This is a genomic window from Bordetella bronchiseptica, assembly GCF_900636925.1.
GTDB lineage: Bacteria > Pseudomonadota > Gammaproteobacteria > Burkholderiales > Burkholderiaceae_B > Bordetella > Bordetella pertussis.
The window spans coordinates 4,001,054-4,018,143 of record NZ_LR134326.1 but is presented as its reverse complement, the minus strand read 5'-3'; the positions used below and the strand labels follow the sequence as shown (position 1 = coordinate 4,018,143).

The 17,090-nt window shown below is 69.7% G+C and carries 19 protein-coding genes; 12 read left to right on the top strand and 7 right to left on the bottom strand.

From position 1 onward, the window contains the following. Positions 1-13: 13 nt before the first annotated feature. The 6 genes from EL288_RS18820 (at position 14) to EL288_RS18795 (ending at position 5,075) form a co-directional block, all read left to right on the top strand. The gene (locus EL288_RS18820; RefSeq protein ID WP_003808841.1) at positions 14-988 is read left to right on the top strand and encodes a Bug family tripartite tricarboxylate transporter substrate binding protein; all 975 of its coding nucleotides are present in this window, start codon (positions 14-16) and stop codon (positions 986-988) included. A gap of 13 nt (positions 989-1,001) precedes the next feature. After that, entirely contained in the window at positions 1,002-2,264 is a 1,263-nt protein-coding gene (locus EL288_RS18815) for an alpha/beta fold hydrolase (protein WP_003808844.1), read from the top strand. Between the two features lie 192 nt (positions 2,265-2,456). Continuing rightward, positions 2,457-3,134 carry an isochorismatase family protein gene (locus EL288_RS18810; protein ID WP_003808846.1) on the top strand — a complete coding sequence of 226 codons (678 nt, stop codon included), beginning with the start codon at positions 2,457-2,459 and terminating at the stop codon, positions 3,132-3,134. 225 nt (positions 3,135-3,359) lie between these two features. Further along, positions 3,360-4,271, top strand: a complete 912-nt coding sequence (locus EL288_RS18805) for a LysR substrate-binding domain-containing protein (RefSeq protein ID WP_033459329.1) — start codon at positions 3,360-3,362, stop codon at positions 4,269-4,271. A 54-nt stretch (positions 4,272-4,325) separates the two neighbouring features. Continuing rightward, complete coding sequence (locus EL288_RS18800) at positions 4,326-4,823, top strand: GNAT family N-acetyltransferase (protein ID WP_033459286.1); 498 nt, start codon at positions 4,326-4,328, stop codon at positions 4,821-4,823. A gap of 96 nt (positions 4,824-4,919) precedes the next feature. Beyond that, positions 4,920-5,075 carry a DUF3309 family protein gene (locus EL288_RS18795; protein ID WP_033448253.1) on the top strand — a complete coding sequence of 52 codons (156 nt, stop codon included), beginning with the start codon at positions 4,920-4,922 and terminating at the stop codon, positions 5,073-5,075. Positions 5,076-5,102: 27 nt separating this feature from the next. On the opposite strand, the gene EL288_RS18790 is transcribed toward EL288_RS18795, so the two are convergent. From EL288_RS18790 to EL288_RS18770, 5 genes are all read right to left on the bottom strand, one after another. Further along, entirely contained in the window at positions 5,103-6,323 is a 1,221-nt protein-coding gene (locus tag EL288_RS18790) for a CaiB/BaiF CoA transferase family protein (protein WP_003808851.1), read from the bottom strand. A gap of 16 nt (positions 6,324-6,339) precedes the next feature. Next, positions 6,340-6,996: a TetR/AcrR family transcriptional regulator gene (locus EL288_RS18785; RefSeq protein WP_223851111.1), complete on the bottom strand. Its 657-nt coding sequence runs from the start codon at positions 6,994-6,996 to the stop codon at positions 6,340-6,342. Positions 6,997-7,071: 75 nt separating this feature from the next. Continuing rightward, complete coding sequence (locus tag EL288_RS18780; RefSeq protein ID WP_003808856.1) at positions 7,072-8,076, bottom strand: tripartite tricarboxylate transporter substrate binding protein; 1,005 nt, start codon at positions 8,074-8,076, stop codon at positions 7,072-7,074. A gap of 62 nt (positions 8,077-8,138) precedes the next feature. Continuing rightward, positions 8,139-9,317 carry a thiolase family protein gene (locus EL288_RS18775; RefSeq protein WP_003808858.1) on the bottom strand — a complete coding sequence of 393 codons (1,179 nt, stop codon included), beginning with the start codon at positions 9,315-9,317 and terminating at the stop codon, positions 8,139-8,141. A gap of 30 nt (positions 9,318-9,347) precedes the next feature. Continuing rightward, on the bottom strand, positions 9,348-10,127 hold the full coding sequence (locus tag EL288_RS18770) for an enoyl-CoA hydratase/isomerase family protein (protein WP_003808859.1): 780 nt from the start codon (positions 10,125-10,127) through the stop codon (positions 9,348-9,350). 82 nt (positions 10,128-10,209) lie between these two features. Between EL288_RS18770 and EL288_RS18765 the strand changes: the two genes are divergently transcribed. From EL288_RS18765 to EL288_RS18745, 5 genes are all read left to right on the top strand, one after another. Next, a complete protein-coding gene (locus tag EL288_RS18765; protein ID WP_003808862.1) occupies positions 10,210-10,995 on the top strand; it encodes an SDR family NAD(P)-dependent oxidoreductase in 786 nt (261 codons plus the stop codon). A 322-nt stretch (positions 10,996-11,317) separates the two neighbouring features. After that, positions 11,318-12,112, top strand: a complete 795-nt coding sequence (locus EL288_RS18760; protein WP_003808863.1) for an enoyl-CoA hydratase — start codon at positions 11,318-11,320, stop codon at positions 12,110-12,112. Continuing rightward, a complete protein-coding gene (locus EL288_RS18755; protein ID WP_003808865.1) occupies positions 12,112-13,248 on the top strand; it encodes a CaiB/BaiF CoA transferase family protein in 1,137 nt (378 codons plus the stop codon). Before EL288_RS18760 ends, EL288_RS18755 begins: the two co-directional genes overlap by 1 nt. Positions 13,249-13,287: 39 nt before the next feature. Next, positions 13,288-14,202, top strand: coding sequence for a LysR family transcriptional regulator (locus EL288_RS18750; protein WP_033459283.1), 915 nt, complete (start codon positions 13,288-13,290; stop codon positions 14,200-14,202). A 112-nt stretch (positions 14,203-14,314) separates the two neighbouring features. Continuing rightward, the gene (locus EL288_RS18745; RefSeq protein WP_003808868.1) at positions 14,315-15,298 is read left to right on the top strand and encodes a Bug family tripartite tricarboxylate transporter substrate binding protein; all 984 of its coding nucleotides are present in this window, start codon (positions 14,315-14,317) and stop codon (positions 15,296-15,298) included. Positions 15,299-15,339: 41 nt separating this feature from the next. Here EL288_RS18745 and EL288_RS24550 read toward each other — a convergent pair whose 3' ends face one another. Then, complete coding sequence (locus tag EL288_RS24550) at positions 15,340-15,465, bottom strand: hypothetical protein (protein WP_255288051.1); 126 nt, start codon at positions 15,463-15,465, stop codon at positions 15,340-15,342. Positions 15,466-15,620: 155 nt separating this feature from the next. Here EL288_RS24550 and EL288_RS18740 point away from each other — a divergent pair, with 155 nt between their 5' ends. After that, positions 15,621-16,598, top strand: coding sequence for an Lnb N-terminal periplasmic domain-containing protein (locus tag EL288_RS18740; RefSeq protein ID WP_003808871.1), 978 nt, complete (start codon positions 15,621-15,623; stop codon positions 16,596-16,598). Here EL288_RS18740 and EL288_RS18735 read toward each other — a convergent pair. Beyond that, on the bottom strand, positions 16,579-17,058 hold the full coding sequence (locus EL288_RS18735) for a thioesterase family protein (protein WP_003808872.1): 480 nt from the start codon (positions 17,056-17,058) through the stop codon (positions 16,579-16,581). The two genes, EL288_RS18740 and EL288_RS18735, sit on opposite strands and share 20 nt — an antisense overlap. Between the last annotated feature and the right edge of the window lie 32 nt (positions 17,059-17,090).

Genomic DNA, 17,090 nt, shown 5'->3' with positions numbered 1-17,090 from the left:
CAAGGAGACAGCCATGATTTCCAAGTTTGCGGTATCCGCCCTGGTGGCGATGGGGCTGGCTATCGGCCAGCCCGGCATGGCGGCGGCCGGCGCGTTTCCGGACAAGCCGGTCACGATCGTGGTGCCCTGGCCGGCAGGCGGGGGCACCGACATCCTGGCGCGCGCGCTGGGGCAACGCCTGGGCGCGGCCTGGGGGCAGCCGGTGGTGATCGAGAACCGCGCCGGCGCGGCCGGTTTCATCGGCGCGCAGGCCGTGGCCAACGCCGCGCCCGACGGCTACCGGATCATGATGACGTCCATGGCGGTGGCGACCAACCGGATCTTCCTCAACAAGACCGAGTTCGACCCCATCGAGGATTTCGCGCCGATCACCTTGCTGGCGGGGGCGCCCCACGTGCTGGTGGTGCGGCCGGACCTGCCCGCCAAGGACGTCAAGCAGCTGCTCGAACTGGCCAAGCCCGGCAAATCGACGCTGAAATACAGCTCGGCCGGGCCGGGCAGCCCCTGGCACCTGGCCGCGGAACTGTTCAAGGCGCAAACGGGCGCGGACATCCTCCACGTGCCGTACAAGGGCGGCGCGCCCGCCGTGACCGACGTGCTGGGCAAGCAGGTGGACCTGACTTTCGCCAACATCATGCTGGTGCGGCCCTACATCAACGACGGCAAGCTGCGGGCGCTGGGCGTCACGACCAGGCAGCGCGCCGGCGCGCTGCCGGATGTGCCGACGCTGGCCGAGCAGGGGCTGGACGGCTACGACTTCACTTCCTGGTATGCGTTCTTCGCGCCCAAGGGAACCGACCCGGCGATCCTGGACAAGCTCAGCGCCGATATCCGCGCGGCGGTCAATGCGCCCGAGGTCAAGCGCACCTACGTGGAGTCGGGGCTCGAAATCATCGGCAGCACGCCGGCCGAACTCACGCAATACCTGCGCCAGGAAATGGAGCGATGGACACGCGTCGCCAAGCAGGCGCATCTCACCGCAGATTGATCGGAGTACCACGATGCAGGACAACAAGGAATTGAACGCGGCCGTCGACGCATGGCTGGACGATGCGGTGGCCGACGCGGTACTGGCCAGGGCTGCGACCGGGCTGAGCGCCACGCTGGCGCTGGCGGCGCCGTCCGGCCGCTGGCGGCTGGCGGTGGGGCCGCACGGGTGGGCCGTGCAGCCGGGGGCGCCGGCCGACGCGGCCGATGTCGCCATCGAGGCCGACGACCTGGCGTGGCTGCAGCTGCTGAAGGCGGATCCGGTCGAGCCCGGCTGGCAGAGCTTCGGGGCGATCATCCGGCAGAACGAGCGCTTCAGCGTCACCGGCGAGCCGCTGCGGCTTGCCCATCTGCTGCCCTGCCTGGAGCGCCTGGTCGAACTCGCGCACCGCGGCAAGCGCCGGGCCGAGGCGCCCGCCGCGGCGCGCGACATGGCGCTCATCCAGGGACGCTATACCGTCCATGGCGCCGGCCATTCGCCGGTCAGCCCGGTCTATTGGGAGGAGTCCGGCGCCGGCGCGCCTATCGTCATGCTGCATACGGCGGGCGCCGATTCGCGCCAGTTCCGCCATCAGCTGAGCGATGTCGAGGTGGCGCGCGACTGGAAGATGTATGCCTTCGACATGCCCGGGCACGGCCGCTCGGGCATGCCGGCCGGCTGGAGCGACGGCGAGGCGTACCTGCTGACCCAGCAAGCCTATCTGGATGCGTGCGTGCAGTTCCTCGAGCAGGTCGTCAAGGCGCCCGCCATCGTCATGGGGTGCTCGATGGGGGCGGCGATGTCGCTCGTCCTGGGTGCGCGCCGCCCCGACCTGGTGGCGGGGGTCATCGCGCTGGAGGCGCCCTGGCGCGCGCCCGGCCGCCGCAGTCCCTTGCTGGCGGATGCCCGCGTCAATGCCGGCCTGCACAATCCGTCGTATGTGCGCGCGTTGCTCAGCCCGACCAGCCCGCAGGCCTATCGCGACGAGGCGTGCTGGATCTACAGCCAGGCGGGGTTCGGCATATACAGCGGCGATCTCGGCTTCTACAGCAACGAGTTCGACGGCGAACTGGTCGGGCGGGAGCTCGCCCGCACCGACGTGCCGGTCTATCTGCTGACGGGGTCCTACGATTACTCCGCCTCGCCCGACAACACCCGGAAACTGGCGGCGCTGGTGCCGCAGGCCGAGTTCCACGAGATGGCCGATCTGGGGCACTTCCCCATGAGCGAAAACCCCGACGGCTTCCGGCCGTACTGGCTGGGCGCGCTGGCCAGGCTGCGCGGGCAGATGCGCTAGCGGGCGGCGGCGCGGCTCGCGGCGCCGCGCCGGCCTCGCAAGCGGGGCGGCCGATCGCGCTTTCCCGCATCGTTCCTTTTTTGCGACGATGCGTGGAGAAATTTGGATCTAGTGCCAGGATCGTCCTGTTTTTACTATGTGCGGACCGTTACTTTTCGCGCCTTCCAGGGCGCGTCTCTCCAGGAGAAAGTCATGTCCGTACCCGCCAACTTCAACGGCCTGCGTCCCGTCATCGATCCCGCCGACGCCGTGATGCTGCTGATCGACCACCAGAGCGGCCTGTTCCAGACGGTGGGCGACATGCCGATGCCGGAGCTGCGCGCCCGCGCCGCGGCGCTGGCCAAGATGGCCACGCTGAGCAAGCTGCCCGTCATTACCACGGCCTCGGTGCCGCAAGGCCCCAACGGCCCCCTGATTCCGGAAATCCACGCCAACGCCCCGCATGCCCGGTACGTGGCGCGCAAGGGCGAGATCAACGCCTGGGACAACCCCGAGTTCGTCGCGGCGGTCAAGGCCACCGGGCGCAAGACGCTCATCATCGCCGGCACCATCACCAGCGTGTGCATGGCGTTCCCGTCGATCAGCGCGGTGGCCGATGGCTACAAGGTCTTCGCGGTGATCGACGCCTCGGGCACCTATTCAAAGATGGCGCAGGAGATCACCCTGGCCCGCGTGGTGCAGGCCGGCGTCGTGCCGATGGACACGGCCGCCGTGGCCTCCGAGTTGCAGCGCACCTGGAACCGCGAGGACGCGCAGCAATGGGCCGAGGTCTACACCCAGGTGTTCCCCGCCTACCAGTTGCTGATCGAAAGCTACGTCAAGGCGCAGGACGTGCTGAAGAACAACGAAATCCTCGATTCCCGGCGCTGAGGGACGGCCGCCATCGATGCGCGGGGCGCCTGTCCCCGCATGGGGAGCGGCACCTGCGGCAAGGGTGCCTTTTCCCCGCGGGGACAGATACCGTCTTGGCCGTCAAGCGTCGATGGCGTACGGCAGTGTGCCTGTCCCCGCGGGGACAGGCACACGCACGGCCAGGCGCCTGCGCGGGCTGGCCGCCGCGGGGTGCGTCGGCGGATATCCATTCGGGAGAAGAGCCTGGAAAACCTCAATGATCTCTATTACTTCGTGCAGGTGGTGCGCCACGGCGGCTTCGCGCAGGCCGGGCGGCTGCTGAACATTCCCAAGTCGCGCCTGAGCCGGCGCGTGGCGGCGCTGGAGGAACGGCTGGGCGTGCGGCTGGTGCACCGCTCCAGCCGCAGTTTCTCGGTGACCCACATCGGCCAGGAGTACTACGCCCAGTGCCAGGCCATGCTGGCCGGCGCCGAGGCCGCGCAGGAAGTCATAGACCGCGGCCACGCCGAGCCCCAGGGCATCCTGCGCGTAACCGCGCCGCCAGCGCTGATCCAGGGCGCGCTGGCGCAATTGGTGGCGCGGTTCATGATCCAGTGCCCCAAGGTGCATGTGCATCTCAAGAGCCTCAACCGCCCGGTGGACGTGCTGAGCGAGGGGTTCGACCTGGCGGTGCGAGTGCGCTTCGGGCCGGTCGAGAGCAGCGACCTGGTCATGAAGCCGCTGGGTGTCGCGCGCCAGCGCCTGGTGGCCAGCCCGCGCCTGCTGGCGCGGGGGGCGGCCATTCGCGGGCCCGAAGACCTGGCGCGCCTGCCGTCGGTGGCGCTGGGCACGGACCTGCGCGAAGGGCGCTGGGACCTCGAGGACGACCAGGGCCGCCGCTTTGCCGTGGCCTTGCGGCCGCGGCTGGCGACCGACGACGCGACAGCGCTCAAGGCCGCGGTGCTGGCGGACGTGGGGGCCGGCGTGTTGCCGCTGGTGATGGTGCGCGAGGAACTGCGCGCTGGCACGCTGGTGGCCTTGTGCGAGCCGTGGCAGCCGGCGCCCGGCCAGGTGCATGCGGTCTTTCCTTCGCGTCGCGGCGTGATGCCCGCGGTGCGCGAGCTGCTGGAGTTTCTGGGCAAGGAGTACCCGCGCGACGACGACGGAGGACTATGATGCCCGGGGCGCGCATCGCCGCGCCGCCATGCCCGTATCCGCCGAGTCGTTGCCGTGTCTCCAGCCCAGCCCCTGTTCCGCCCCGCCGTGCCCGCCGACGCGGCGCGCTGCCACCAGATCGAGATTTCCGCCTACGAGGGCGACGAGGCGGCCACGCGCGAGAAAATCGCCCGGCGCATCGCGCTGTACCCGAAGGGCTTTCTCGTGATGGAGCTCGATGGCGCCGTCATTGGTTTCATCAACAGCGGCTGCGCCCATGAGGTCGTCATGTCCGACGAGGCCTTCAAGGAGCTGGTCGGGCACGATCCGCAGGCGCCCAACGTCGTGATCATGTCGGTGGCGGTCGACCCGGCCTGCCAGGGGCGCGGCCACGCCACGGCCATGATGCGCGTCTTCGTCGCGCGTATGCGCGCGCTGGGCAAGCGCACCATCCACCTCATGTGCAAGCAGCGCCATGTCGCGCTGTACGAACGGCTGGGATACCGCTACGTGCGGCCGTCGGCCTCCGATCATGGCGGCATGGCCTGGCACGAGATGCTGATGGCCCTCTGACGCCGCGCGCATGGCGCGGCGCCTGCGGGCTGGGCCCGATACTTGCTGGCGCTCTCGGACCGCGCGCCGCTGCGCGATCGAATAGGAGCATGCGCCATGTTGGGAACCATCTTGATAATCCTGTTGATCCTGGCCCTGATCGGGGCGGTGCCGGCCTGGCCCCACAGCCGCGGCTGGGGCTATACGCCCAGCGGCCTGCTGGGCGTGGTGCTGCTCGTCCTGATCGTCCTGCTGCTCATGGGCAGGATCTAGCCGCGCCGCGCGCGGCGCCGCGGCCGTTCAGATGGCGCCGCGCGCCGCCAGGCCGGCGATGCTTGCCTCGCTCAGGCCCAGCAGGCCGCCCAGCACTTCGGCCGTGTGCTCGCCCAGCGCGGGGGCCGGCGCGATCGGCCCGGCCGGGGTGGCCGAGAACTTGGGGCCGACCCCTTGCATTTTCAGCGGCCCCAGGCGTGGCGTGTCGACCGTGACGATGTTCTGCCGCGCCGCGTAGTGCGGGTCGGCGAAGATGTCGGCGATGGAATAGGTGGTGGCATGGGCGATGCCCTGGGCCTGCAGGGCCGCGAACACGTGCTCGGGGTCGTTGTCCTTGATCCAGGCGGCGACCGTGCCGTTGAGTTCGCCGATGTGCTGCCAGCGCAGCTCATGGGTGGCGTAGCGCGGCTCGGCCGCCAGCGCGGGCTGGTCCATCGCGGCGCACAGGCGCGCGAACATGGCGCTGTTGGAGACCGTCAGGATGAGGAAACGGCCGTCGCGCATTTCGAAAGTCTCGCCGGGCGCCGCGGCGAAATGCACATTGCCCTGCCGCTGGCGCACCGTGCCCAGCCGGTCGTGGGCGGCCGACAGCACATCGGTGAAGCGAAACACCGATTCGTACAGCGCCAGGTCGATGTGCTGCCCCGGGCCGCCGCAGGCGTCGCGCTGGTACAAGGCCATCATCAGCGCAAACGCCCCGAACAGCGCCGACTGGTAGTCGGCCAGCGAGTTGCCCGATTTCAGCGGCGGCCGGTCGGGGTAGCCGGTCAGGTGCATCAGTCCGCCGAAGGCCAGGGCGATGCGGTCGTACGCGGCCCGGCTCGCGTTCGGCCCGGTCTGGCCGAAGCCGGAAATGCTCAGCATGACGATGCGCGGATTGGCCCTGGCCAGCTCGGCGTAATCCAGGCCCCACTTCGCCAGCGTGCCCGGACGGAAATTCTCGACCACGGCATCGGCCTGGCGGGCCAGGTCGCGCAGCAGGGCCTGGCCTTCGGGCAGGCGCAGATCGAGGGTGACCGATTTCTTGTTACGCCCCTCGACGTTCCAGTACAGGCTTTCGCCCTGCTCGAAGGGGCCGATCTGCCGCAAGGTGTCGCCCGTGCCGGGCTGCTCGATCTTGATCACCTCCGCGCCGAAGTCGGCGAGCAGGGTGCCCACCACGGGCCCGGCGATCATGGTGCCCAGTTCGAGGATCCGCAGTCCCGCAAGCGGGCCGCTGCGGGCCGGGGTGGTCGTGTCTTTCGTCATGCTTGGCTGCCGATGGCTATCCGCGGCCTGGCGGCGCGTTGCCGCGCTCGCCCCGCATGCCGCAGGAAATGAGATTGGAGAAAATGCGCGCCACCTGTTCGCCGGGAATCGGGCCTTCCGGGTTGAACCACAGCGGAATCTGGTTGATCGCGCCCATGAAGAACGCGACCACCAGGCCGGGATCGTTGTCCGCGATGTCGCCGTCGGCGATGGCCTCGTTCACCCATTGGCGCAGGGCCGAATCGAACTGGCGGCGCCGCTTGAGGATGGCCTGCCGCTCGGGTTCGCGCAGCGACGTGGCCGGTTCGGTCAGGACGGCGTAGCTGCCCAGTTCGCCGTTGATCATGTGCACATACCGGAACACAAACTCGCGCAGCCGCCCGAATGCGGTGGCCTGCGCGGCGCGGGCTTCTTCCATGGCGCGGTCGCCCAGATCGAGCGCGAAGTTGTGGCACTCGAACAGGATTTCGTTCTTGTCCTTGACGTAGTAGTAGAGCGCCGGCTTGGATACATGCAGGGCGCGGGCGACGTCGTCCAGCGACGCGTTGTGGTAGCCCAGGCGGCTGAACGATTTGCCCGCTTCGCGAATCAGGGCGCGCCGCTTGACCTGGAACATTTCGTCGCGCGATGGAAGGTCTGCCCCCCACTTGGAGTTTGCTGGTTTGCGAGCCATGTCGGATGCCGTAGTCAGAAGAAAGCAAAGGGCAAAGATACACCAGGCTGTCTGCGGACCACGGCATGCGCGGGCTCACTCCAGGCTGCCGCGCGCCTTGGCCTGGGTCACCACCTTTTCCCACATGGCCGCTTCGCCGCGCTGGAACTGCAAGGCCGCGGCGGGCGTGCCGGGCGCCGGTTCGAAGCCGCGGTTGCGCAGCGCCTCCTGCGTGGCGGCTTCGCCCAGGAAGGCGTTGGTGGCGGCGTTCAGGCGCGCGACCACGGCATCGGGGGTCCTGGCCGGCGCATACAGACCCAGCCAGGTATCGACCGCGTAGCCGGGCAGGGTGGCGGAGGCCGAGGGCACCTGCGGCAACTCGCGCGAGCTGCCCGGGCTGGCGATGGCAAGGGCGACCAGGCGGCCGGCGCGGATGTGCGGCATGGCCGAGATGGTGTTGGTCACCATCAGGTCGATCTCGCCGCTGGCCAGCGCCGTCTCGGCCTGCGACGCGCCCTTGTAGGGGATGTGCGTGAGCTCGATGCCGGCGGCCTGCTGCAGGAATTCGGCGCCCAGGTGCAGCGCGCCGCCCTGGCCGTTGGAGCCGAATTTCAGCTTGCCCGGATTCTGCTTCGCGTAGCGGATGACGTCGTCCAGGGATTTCAGGCCGGACGCGCTGCTGGCCACGAGGACGGTCTCGGCATGGGCCAGCAGGCCCACCGGGCGGAAATCGCGCTCGAAGTCGTACGGCACCTTGGAGACCAGCGGATTGACCACGGCCACGCTGCTGGGCGCGAGCAGCAGGGTGTAGCCCTCGGGATCGGCGCGCGCGACGTGCTGGGCGCCGATCGAGCCGGTGGCCCCGGGCTTGTTCTCGACCACGACCGGCTGGCCCAGGGCCTGCGTCAGGTGCTGGGCCAGCAGGCGCGCCAGCACGTCGGTGGCGCCGCCGGGCGACATGGGCACGACGACGGCGATCGATTTCGACGGGAAGGCGTCGGTACCGGCCAGGGCCGGCGCGGCGCAGGCGGCCAGCGCCAGGGCGAACATGCGGCGCAGCGCCAGGCGCCTGGCCAGTTTGTGGCGAAAGTCATGGAACACGGTTGTCTCCTGTGGATATTGTCTTGGCAGAGTGCCTGGGCAAAGCCTGCCGGGGTGTTGCATCAAAGATGAAGAATCGTCGCCACGGCCACGGCGGCGTCGCCGCCGAGCTGTCCGCCGTTGTTCTCGGCCAGCCCCACCTTGGCGTGTTCGCGCTGGCGCGCGCCGGCCTCGCCGCGCAATTGGTGGGTCAGTTCGACCAGTTGGGCCACGCCGGTCGCGCCGATGGGATGGCCGCGGCTGAGCAGTCCGCCGCTGGCGTTGACCGATACGCGGCCGTTGAGATCGGTCGCGCCGCTGCGCAGCAGGTCCACGCCGCCGCCCGGCGGGCACAGCCCGAGGTTTTCGTAATGGATCAGTTCGGCCGGCGCCGAGGCGTCGTGCACTTCGGCTACGTGGATCTCGGACGGGGCGATGCCGGCCTGCCGGTAAACGGCCTGCGACACGCGGGTGGCGCAATTGGGCTGGTCGGCGTCGTCCAGCGCCGTCACCAGCGTCGAGCCGCCCACCCAGACGGGCCGGGCGCCGGTCAGGCCGGCCAGGGCGCGGGCCGAGCACAGGACGATGGCCGCTGCGCCGTCGCCGATCGACGAGCACATCGGCAGCGTCAGCGGATCGCTGATCATGCGGCTGGCCAGCACTTCCTCGATGGTGGTTTCCTTGCGGAACTGGGCGTTGCCGTTGCGCGCGCCGGCCCGCCGGCTCTTGACCACGATGCGGGCGAAGTCCTGCGCGGTCGCGCCGGTGGCGCGCATGAACTTGCGCGTCTTCTCCGCATAGATGTCCATGAAGATCGTGCCCGAGCCGGACCCGATATGCTCGGGCATGGGCTCTTCCAGGTCGACCGCCTTGCCGAAGGCGCCAAACGACACGCTCTTGTCGGGGTGGGAAAGTTTCTCGGCGCCCACGACCAGCACGATGTCGGCCTGGCCGCCCTGGATGGCCTGCCAGGCCAGGTGGAACGCGGTGCTGCTGGAGGCGCATGCGTTCTCGACGTTGAAAATCGGCTTGCCCGCCAGGCCGGTGTGGCGCAGGGCCGCCTGGCCACGGATCATTTCCTGGCCGGTGATCAGCCCTGCGGCCGCGTTGGCGAAATAGACCTGGTCCACCTGCGCCGGCGCGATGCCCGCGTCGCCGAGCGCATCGCGCACGGCCGCCTCGGCCAGGCTGCGCGTCGAGCGGTCCAGGAACTTCCCGAACGGGGTCATGCCCACGCCTGTCACTGCTGTTCTTTGAGTCATGGTTTGCCTAGGATGAAAGAGGAGGCGCGTTCAACGGCCCTGGAAGCGGGGCGGACGTTTCTCGCGGAATGCCGCCAGCCCCTCGGCGCGATCGAACGACAGGCTGTGCAGGTGGTTGAGTTCGCGCTCGCGCCGCATGGCCACGGGCGCGGGCTGGTCGGTGGCGTCGTTGAGGGCGCTTTTCATGCGGGCGATGACCAGCGGGCTCTTGCCGGCGATCTGGCCGGCCAGTTGCGCGGCGTGCTCGGCCAGCTGGTCGGCCGGCACCGCGCGCGCCACCAGGCCCAGCGCCACCCACTCGCTGGCCGGCAGCGACTGGCCGGTGAACATCACGTACTTGGCGTTGCCGATGCCGATGCGGCGGGGCAGCCGCACGGTCGCGCCGCCGCCGGGAAACATGGCGTAGTTGGCGTGGGCATCGCCCAGCCGCGCGCTATCGGCCGCGAGCACGATGTCGCAGGCCAGCACCAGCTCCAGCCCGCCGGCCACGGCGATGCCGTTGACGGCGGCGATCACCGGCTTGGCGCCCGCCTCGATCAGCTCGGTCAGCGCGCCGATGGCGCGGATGAACGCGACATTGCTGCCTTGCTCCTGGGCGCGGCGCTCGGTCTCCTTGAGGTCGGCGCCGGCGCAGAAGGCCCGGCCGGCGCCCGTCAGGACGATGGCGCCGATTTGCGGGTCGGCCTGCGCCTGGCCGATGGCCTCGGTCAGCGCGGCCACCAGCGCGGCATTCAGGGCATTGAGGGCGTGCGGGCGGTTGAGCGTCAACCAGCGCACGCCGTCTTTGGTTTCGATGATGAGTTCTTCCAAGCCAGCCTCGCTTCGCGTACAATTTTACTTTGAAGTAAATAACTATACTTAATATTCAAAGCAAGTCAAGGAGAGGTGTCGCATGAATTATTTTTCGCTCGAAGGGCGCAACGTACTGGTGACCGGCGCGGGCCAGGGCGTGGGCCGCGCCATTGCGCTGGCGATGGCGGGGCACGGCGCCGGCGCCGTGGTGGTCAACGATTTCCATGCCGAGCGCGCCGAGGCCGTGGCGGCCGAGCTGCGCGCGCTGGGTTGCCGGGCGCTGGGCGTGCAGGCCGACGTCACCGACCGGGCCAGCGTCAAGCGCATGTTCGATGCCATCAGGCAGGCATTCGGATCGCTGCATGTGCTGGTGAACAATGCCGGCAACGCCGGCCCGGGGGCGGTGAGCGCGGACCTGCCGAAGTTCTGGGAGAGCGACGAAGCCGATTGGCAGAAATGGATAGGCACCAACTTCAATGGCGTGCTCAATTGCTGCCGCGAGGCGATTCCGTTCCTGATGGAACACCAGGCCGGGCGGTTGATCACCATCGTCTCGGATGCCGGGCGGGTGGGCGAGTCCGGCTACGCGGTGTATTCCGGCGCCAAGGCCGGGGCCGCCGGCTTCATGCGCGCCATGGCCAAGGAGCTGGGCCGGTTCATGGCGACGGCCAATTGCATTGCCCTGGCCAGTGTCGAAACGCCGGGGCTGGCGCAACGCAATGCCGACCCGGACCTGGTCAGGAAGAAACTGGCCAAATACGTGATCCGCCGCCAGGGCCGGCCGGAAGATGCCGCCGGGGCGGCGGTGTTCCTGGCTTCCGACGCGGGTTCATGGATCACCGGGCAGACGCTGCCGGTCAACGGGGGGTACTCGTTCAACCAGTGAGGGGGGCTGCCTGCGGGTGCCTGTCCCAGCGGGGACAGGCACCTTGGGGCAGGCACTCGGGCGTCTGCTGGTGCCTGTCCTCGTGGGGGACAGGCACCCCGGGAGTCAGCAGGTGCCTGTCCGCGTAGGGACAGGCACACCGGAAGTCGGCAGGTGCCTGTCCGCGCGGGGACAGGCACCCCGGAAGTCAGCTGGTGCCTGTCCGCGCGGGGACAGGCACCAGATTTATTCCTGTTCAGACTTATTCCATGAAATTTACTCGCTTGTTGTGATCAAACCCAGCGCTTAGCATAGGTCCCTGAACCCACAGCAGGAGCCCCGCATGAGCGCGCCCATTCCCGAATTCGCCCACAGCCTGGTCACGCGCGATGCGCGCGGTGTCTATACGCTGCAGATCCACGACGCCAAGAGCCTGAACATCCTGGCCACGCCGGTCACGCTGGGCCTGACCGCCGCGGCGCGCTGGATCGCCGCGCAGGAAGACGCGCGCGCGGTGGTCATCCGCGGGTCGGGCGAGCGCGCCTTCATCGGCGGCGCCAATATCTACGAGATGGCCGAGCTCGATCCCGACGGCGCGCGCGGCTTCATCACCAACCTGCGCCACCTGTGCGACGCCGTGGCCGATATTCCGGTGCCGACCATCGCGCGCATTCCGGGCTTCTGCCTGGGCGCCGGCATGGAGCTGGCCGCGGCCTGCGATATCCGCCTGGGCACGCACGACGCGGTGTTCGGCATGCCCGAGGTGCGGGTGGGCATTCCGTCGGTGATCCACGCCGTGCTGCTGCCGGCGCTGATCGGCCCGGGCGCCACCAACTGGCTGCTGCTGACGGGCGAGACGGTCGATGGCGCGCAGGCGCTGCGCTGGGGCTACCTGCAGTTCGCCTGCGAGGCGGCCGAGCTCGACGCGCTGGTCGAACGCACCGTCGCGCCCATCGCGGCCAGCGGCCCGCGCGCGGTGCGTTCGCAGAAGTCGCTGCTGCGCTACTGGAGCCATTCGAGCGTCGAGGCCGGGCTGGACCGCAGCGTGGCGGCGTTCGGCGAGGCGTTCACCACGTCCGAGCCGCGCGAGTACATGGCGCCGTTCCTGGCCCGCAAGCAGCAGCGGGAGCAACAGTAATGTCCGGCCCGCTGCGCGGCGTGCGCGTCATCGACATGACGTCGGTGGCGATGGGGCCCTACGCGACCCAGATCCTGGGCGATATGGGCGCCGAGGTCATCAAGGTGGAGGCCCCGGAAGGCGATGTGTTCCGCACTTCGGCGCCGGCCGCGCACGCGGGCATGGGGCCGGCATATCTCAACCTGAACCGCAACAAGTACAGCGTCACGCTGGACGCCAAGGCGCCGGCCGACCTCGACCGGCTGCTGGCGCTGATCGCCGGCGCCGACGTGTTCGTCTCCAATGTGCGGCCGCGCGCGCTGGCCCGGCTGGGGCTGGACGCGGCCACGCTGTGCGCCCGCCATCCGCGGCTGGTCTATTGCTCGGCGGTGGGGTATGGGCAGGATGGCCCGTATGCGGCGCAGCCGGCCTTCGACGACATCATCCAGGCCCGCAGCGGCCTGGCCGACCTGCAGGGACGCAACGGCGACGCGCCCGCCTACGTGAATACCATCCTGGCCGACAAGGTGGCCGGGCTGACGCTGGCCTACGCCATCCCCATGGCGCTGTACGAGCGCGAGCGCTCGGGCCAGGGGCAGGCCATCGAAGTGCCGATGTTCGAGACGCTGGTGTCGTTCGCGCTGGCCGAGCACATGAGCGGCCACACGTTCGAGCCGCCGCGCGGCCCGATGGGATACAGCCGGGTGTTGTCGCCGCAGCGCCGGCCCTACCGCACGCGCGACGGCTACCTGGCCCTGCTGCCGTACACCGACGCGCAATGGCAGCGCTTCTTCGCGCTGGCGCAGCGCGCCGACCTGGCCGCCGACCCGCGCTATGTGGACGCCGCCGCGCGCGCGCGCCACTTCGACGCGCTGTACCAGGACCTGGCGGACATCGTCGCGCAGCGCGGCACGCAGCAGTGGCTCGACCTGCTGGCCGACGCCGATATCCCGCATTCGCGCGTCAACACGCCGGAGGGCCTGTTCGACGATCCACACCTGCGGGCCACGGGTTTCTTCCAGCAGGTGGACCACCCCACCGAGGGCGCGCTGGTGACCACCGCCATCCCGGTGCGCTTTTCGCGTACGCCGGGCTCGGTACGCCGGCTGGCCCCGCGCCAGGACGCCGATCGCGATATGCTCGACGCTGGGCGCTGAGGCCGGCATGGCCGGCGGCGCATAGGGCAACGACGGACCATGAATATCACCCTCAAGCAATTGCGCGTGTTCTGCGCGCTGTACGAACTGCGCAGCTTCACGGCGGCCGCCCGCGCCGCCTTCGTGACCCAGTCGGCCGTCAGCAAGCTGTGCGCCGAACTGGAGGCGGAGGTCGGGCAGCCGCTGTTCGAGCGCTCCACCCGCAGCGTCACGCCCTGTGACGGCGCGGCCGATTTCTATGCGTACGCGCAGGACATCCTGGGCACGGTGCGCGCGGCCGAGCGCAGCATGGCGGGGCTGCGCGCGCTCGAACGGGGCATGGTGGGCGTGGCGACGTCGCCGCTCATGATGATCGGCCTGCTGGGCGAGGTGGTGACGGCCTATCACCGTGCCTACCCCAGCGTGAAGCTGGAGCTGTTCGAGCTGACCACCGACGACACCATCGAATACGTGCGCCACGGCCGCGCCGATTTCGGCATCGCGTCGCTGGAGGCGCCGCCCGAGGAGCAGCTGGAGGCGCGCGTGATCTACCGCGACACCATGTACGCGGTGTGCGCGCCCGGCCATGCGCTGGCCGCAAAGCGCAGGCTCGCGTGGGCCGACGTCGCGGCGCACGAGCACATCATGCTGCGCAATGCCTACAGCGTACGGCGCAGCCTGGATCGGGTGGCCGCCGAACTGGGGCTGACGTTCCGTTCGCGCATCGAGGCGGGCCTGCTGTCGTCCGTGCTCAACCTGGTGGGCGAGGGCCTGGGCATCACGGTCGTGCCGGGCTACGCCTGCGGGCCGGCGCGCCAGCTCGGGCTGCGCGTGCTGCCCATCACCGGCGCGCGCCGGCATGGCCACGAACTGTGGCTCATCCAGCGCCGCAGCGCGCGGCTGTCGCTGGCGGCCAAGACCTTCCTGGACGACGCGCTGGCATACCTCGAGGCGCGCCAGGGCCGGGGCGATTGATCCCGAAAAAGAATAAGTCTATGAATATTATTCGCTTGTTGCGATAAGCGCGCCGGTCCATCATGGATGCCTGGTTCAAGAGGGCCGGCCCCGGCCCCCGCAGGAGACAGCTATGACCCGAGTATTCGAAGGCGCGCGCCGCCGGCTGCTGGCAGCCGGCACGCTGGCGGCCTTTGCCGCGCTTGCCGGCGCGGCCCACGCCCAGGCGACCTATCCCGACAAGCCCATCACCATCGTGGTGCCGTTCTCGCCAGGCAGCGCCACCGACACCAGCGCGCGCATCATTTCCGAGAAGCTGGGCCCGCGCCTGAACGTGCCCATCGTCATCGAGAACAAGCCGGGCGCCTCCGGCACCATCGGCGCCTCGTTCGCGGCGCGCGCGCAGGCCGACGGCTACACGCTCATCCTGACCAGCAGCTCCACGCACTCGGCCACGCCGGCGCTGTTCCGCAAGCTGCCGTTCGATCCGACGGGCGACTTCATCCACGTGATCCGCATCGCCACCATCCCCATGATGCTGGTGGTGCGCGACGACGCGCCCTACAAGTCGGCCGAGGAGCTGGTCAAGGCCACGCAGGCCAAGCCGCTGAACTACGCCTACGGCTCGCCCACCAGCCAGATCGCCGGCGCCACGTTCAATACCGTGGCCGGCGCGGCCGCCGCGGGCGTGCCGTACAAGAGCCAGCCGCCGGCCGTGACCGACCTGCTGGGCGGCCACGTCGACTATCTGTTCGCCGACCTTTCGGTGGTGACCTCGTTCATGCAGGGCGGCAAGCTGCGCGGCCTGGCATTCACCGGGCAGACGCGCGCCAAGGACTTCCCGGACGTGCCGACGCTGGCCGAGCTGGGCTACCGCAATTTCGACCTGGTGGTGTGGGTCGGGGTCGCCGCGCCCAAGGGCACGCCCGACGAGGTGGTGCAGCGCGTGAACCGCGAAGTCGCCGCCGTGCTGGCCGAGCCCGACGTGATGCAGCGCTTCGAGTCGCTGGGCATGCAGGTATTGCCCAACAGCGTGGCCGAGCACCGGGAATTCGCCCTGGCGCAGCGCAAGGTCTGGACCCAGCGCGCGGTGGACGCGAAAATCGAACCGCAGTGATGCGGCAAGCGGGCGGCCCGGGCGGGCCGCCTTTTTTTGGTTCATCGAGCATTGCCGGGGAAGGCGGCGCGGATTTTGAGGAAGAAGTATTCCTGGTCGCGGTAGCCGGCCGCGACGTAGAGCAGGGCCCATAGCAGGGTCATCGAGCGGCGTGTGACGGCGGGCATCGCATGTTCCTTCAGCCGGGGGGGGCGCGGTCGGACTATGGCAGTATATGGCACTGTTGCGCCCGGCCTGTCAACCGGGCCTTGGGAGTCTTCGTGCACGATCGCCTCGGCAAGCATCGCTTCATCCCGGCCCGCGCGTTGCGCGCCGCGTCGTCATGCTAGCGGGCCAGGCGCTGGCGGCGCTGGCCATCGCGCTGGGCGCGGCCTGGGGGACGCTGGCGCTTGCCGTGCGCGGTCCGGCCCGTCTGCGCGCGCCGCTGGCCGGCGCCTGGCTGGTCGCCGCCGCGCTGGCGCTCTACGCGCTGTATGCCCGCGCCTGGTCCGGGCTCGCGCCGTTCGCGGCCGCCGCGCTGTGCCTGGCGTGGTGGTGGCGCGGCATCAAGCCTTCGCTGGACCGGCCCTGGCAGGCCGAGGTCGCGCGCCTGCTGGCCGGCAGTACCGACGGCCAGCGCGTGCGGCTGAGCAATGTGCGCGATTTCCATTGGCGCGGCGCCGACGACTTCGACGCGCGCTGGCGCGACGACGAGTACGACCTGGGCCTGCTCGAATCGGTCGACCTGGTGCTGTCGTACTGGGGGCGCGCGGCCATTGCGCACACCATGGTGTCGTTCGGCTTCGCCGACGGCCGCCACCTGGCGTTTTCGGTCGAGATACGCCGCAAGGTGGGCGAGAAATTCTCCGAGATCGGCGGCTTCTTCCGCCAGTACGAGCGCTGCATCGTCGCCGCCACCGAGCAGGACTGCATGCGGGTGCGCACCAACATCCGTGGCGAGGACGGCTATCTCTATCGCGTGCGCATGCCGCGCGAAGGGGCGCAGGCCCTGTTCCTCGCGTACGTCCACGCGGCCAACCAGCTGCGCGAGCGGCCGCGCTTCTACAACACCCTGACGGCCAATTGCACCACGATTGTCTTCCGCCTGGCCGAGCAGGTGGCGCCCGGGCTGCCGCTGGATTACCGGCTGCTGCTGTCCGGCTACCTGCCCGGCTATCTGTACGACCTGGACGCGCTCGAGGGCGTCGGCACGCTGGCCGAGCGCCGCGCCGCCGCCCGCTATACGGACCTGGCGCGCGCCGAGCCCGACCCGGCGGCCTATTCGGCGGCGATCCGCGCGCCTAGGCGCGCGGCGGCTTGAGCGGCAGGATGCGCCGGTAGCCCGCCGGCAGCGGCGCCTGCGCGTGTTCGCTGACCGTGCGCGCCAGGCGCTCGGCCAGGGCCGGATCGAACGGCTTGGAGCGGCGCGTGCGCAGGTCCACGTGCAGCGACAATTGCTCCATGGTCGCGGCCAGGTAGTCGTCCCGCGTCTGCCACAGTTCCATCAGGCACAGCACCCGCTTGTCGTCGGCCTCCAGCAGGCGCACGCGCAGCATGAGCGGATCGCCGGCCAGCACCTCGCGCAGGTACGCGACCTGGATGTTCATGGTGTAGATGCCGCACTGGGTGGCCTCGGTGTAGTCCAGCCCCACGCCGACTTCGCGCAACAGGTCGAAGCCGACGCGATCGAAGACGCCGACGTATTCGGCGGCGTTCATATGGCCGTACGCATCGATCCAGGCGGGATCCACGCTGAGGGTGGTGCTGGGCAAGGCAGGCATGATCGGACCTCGGGAGTGGAGGGGGAGCGGGA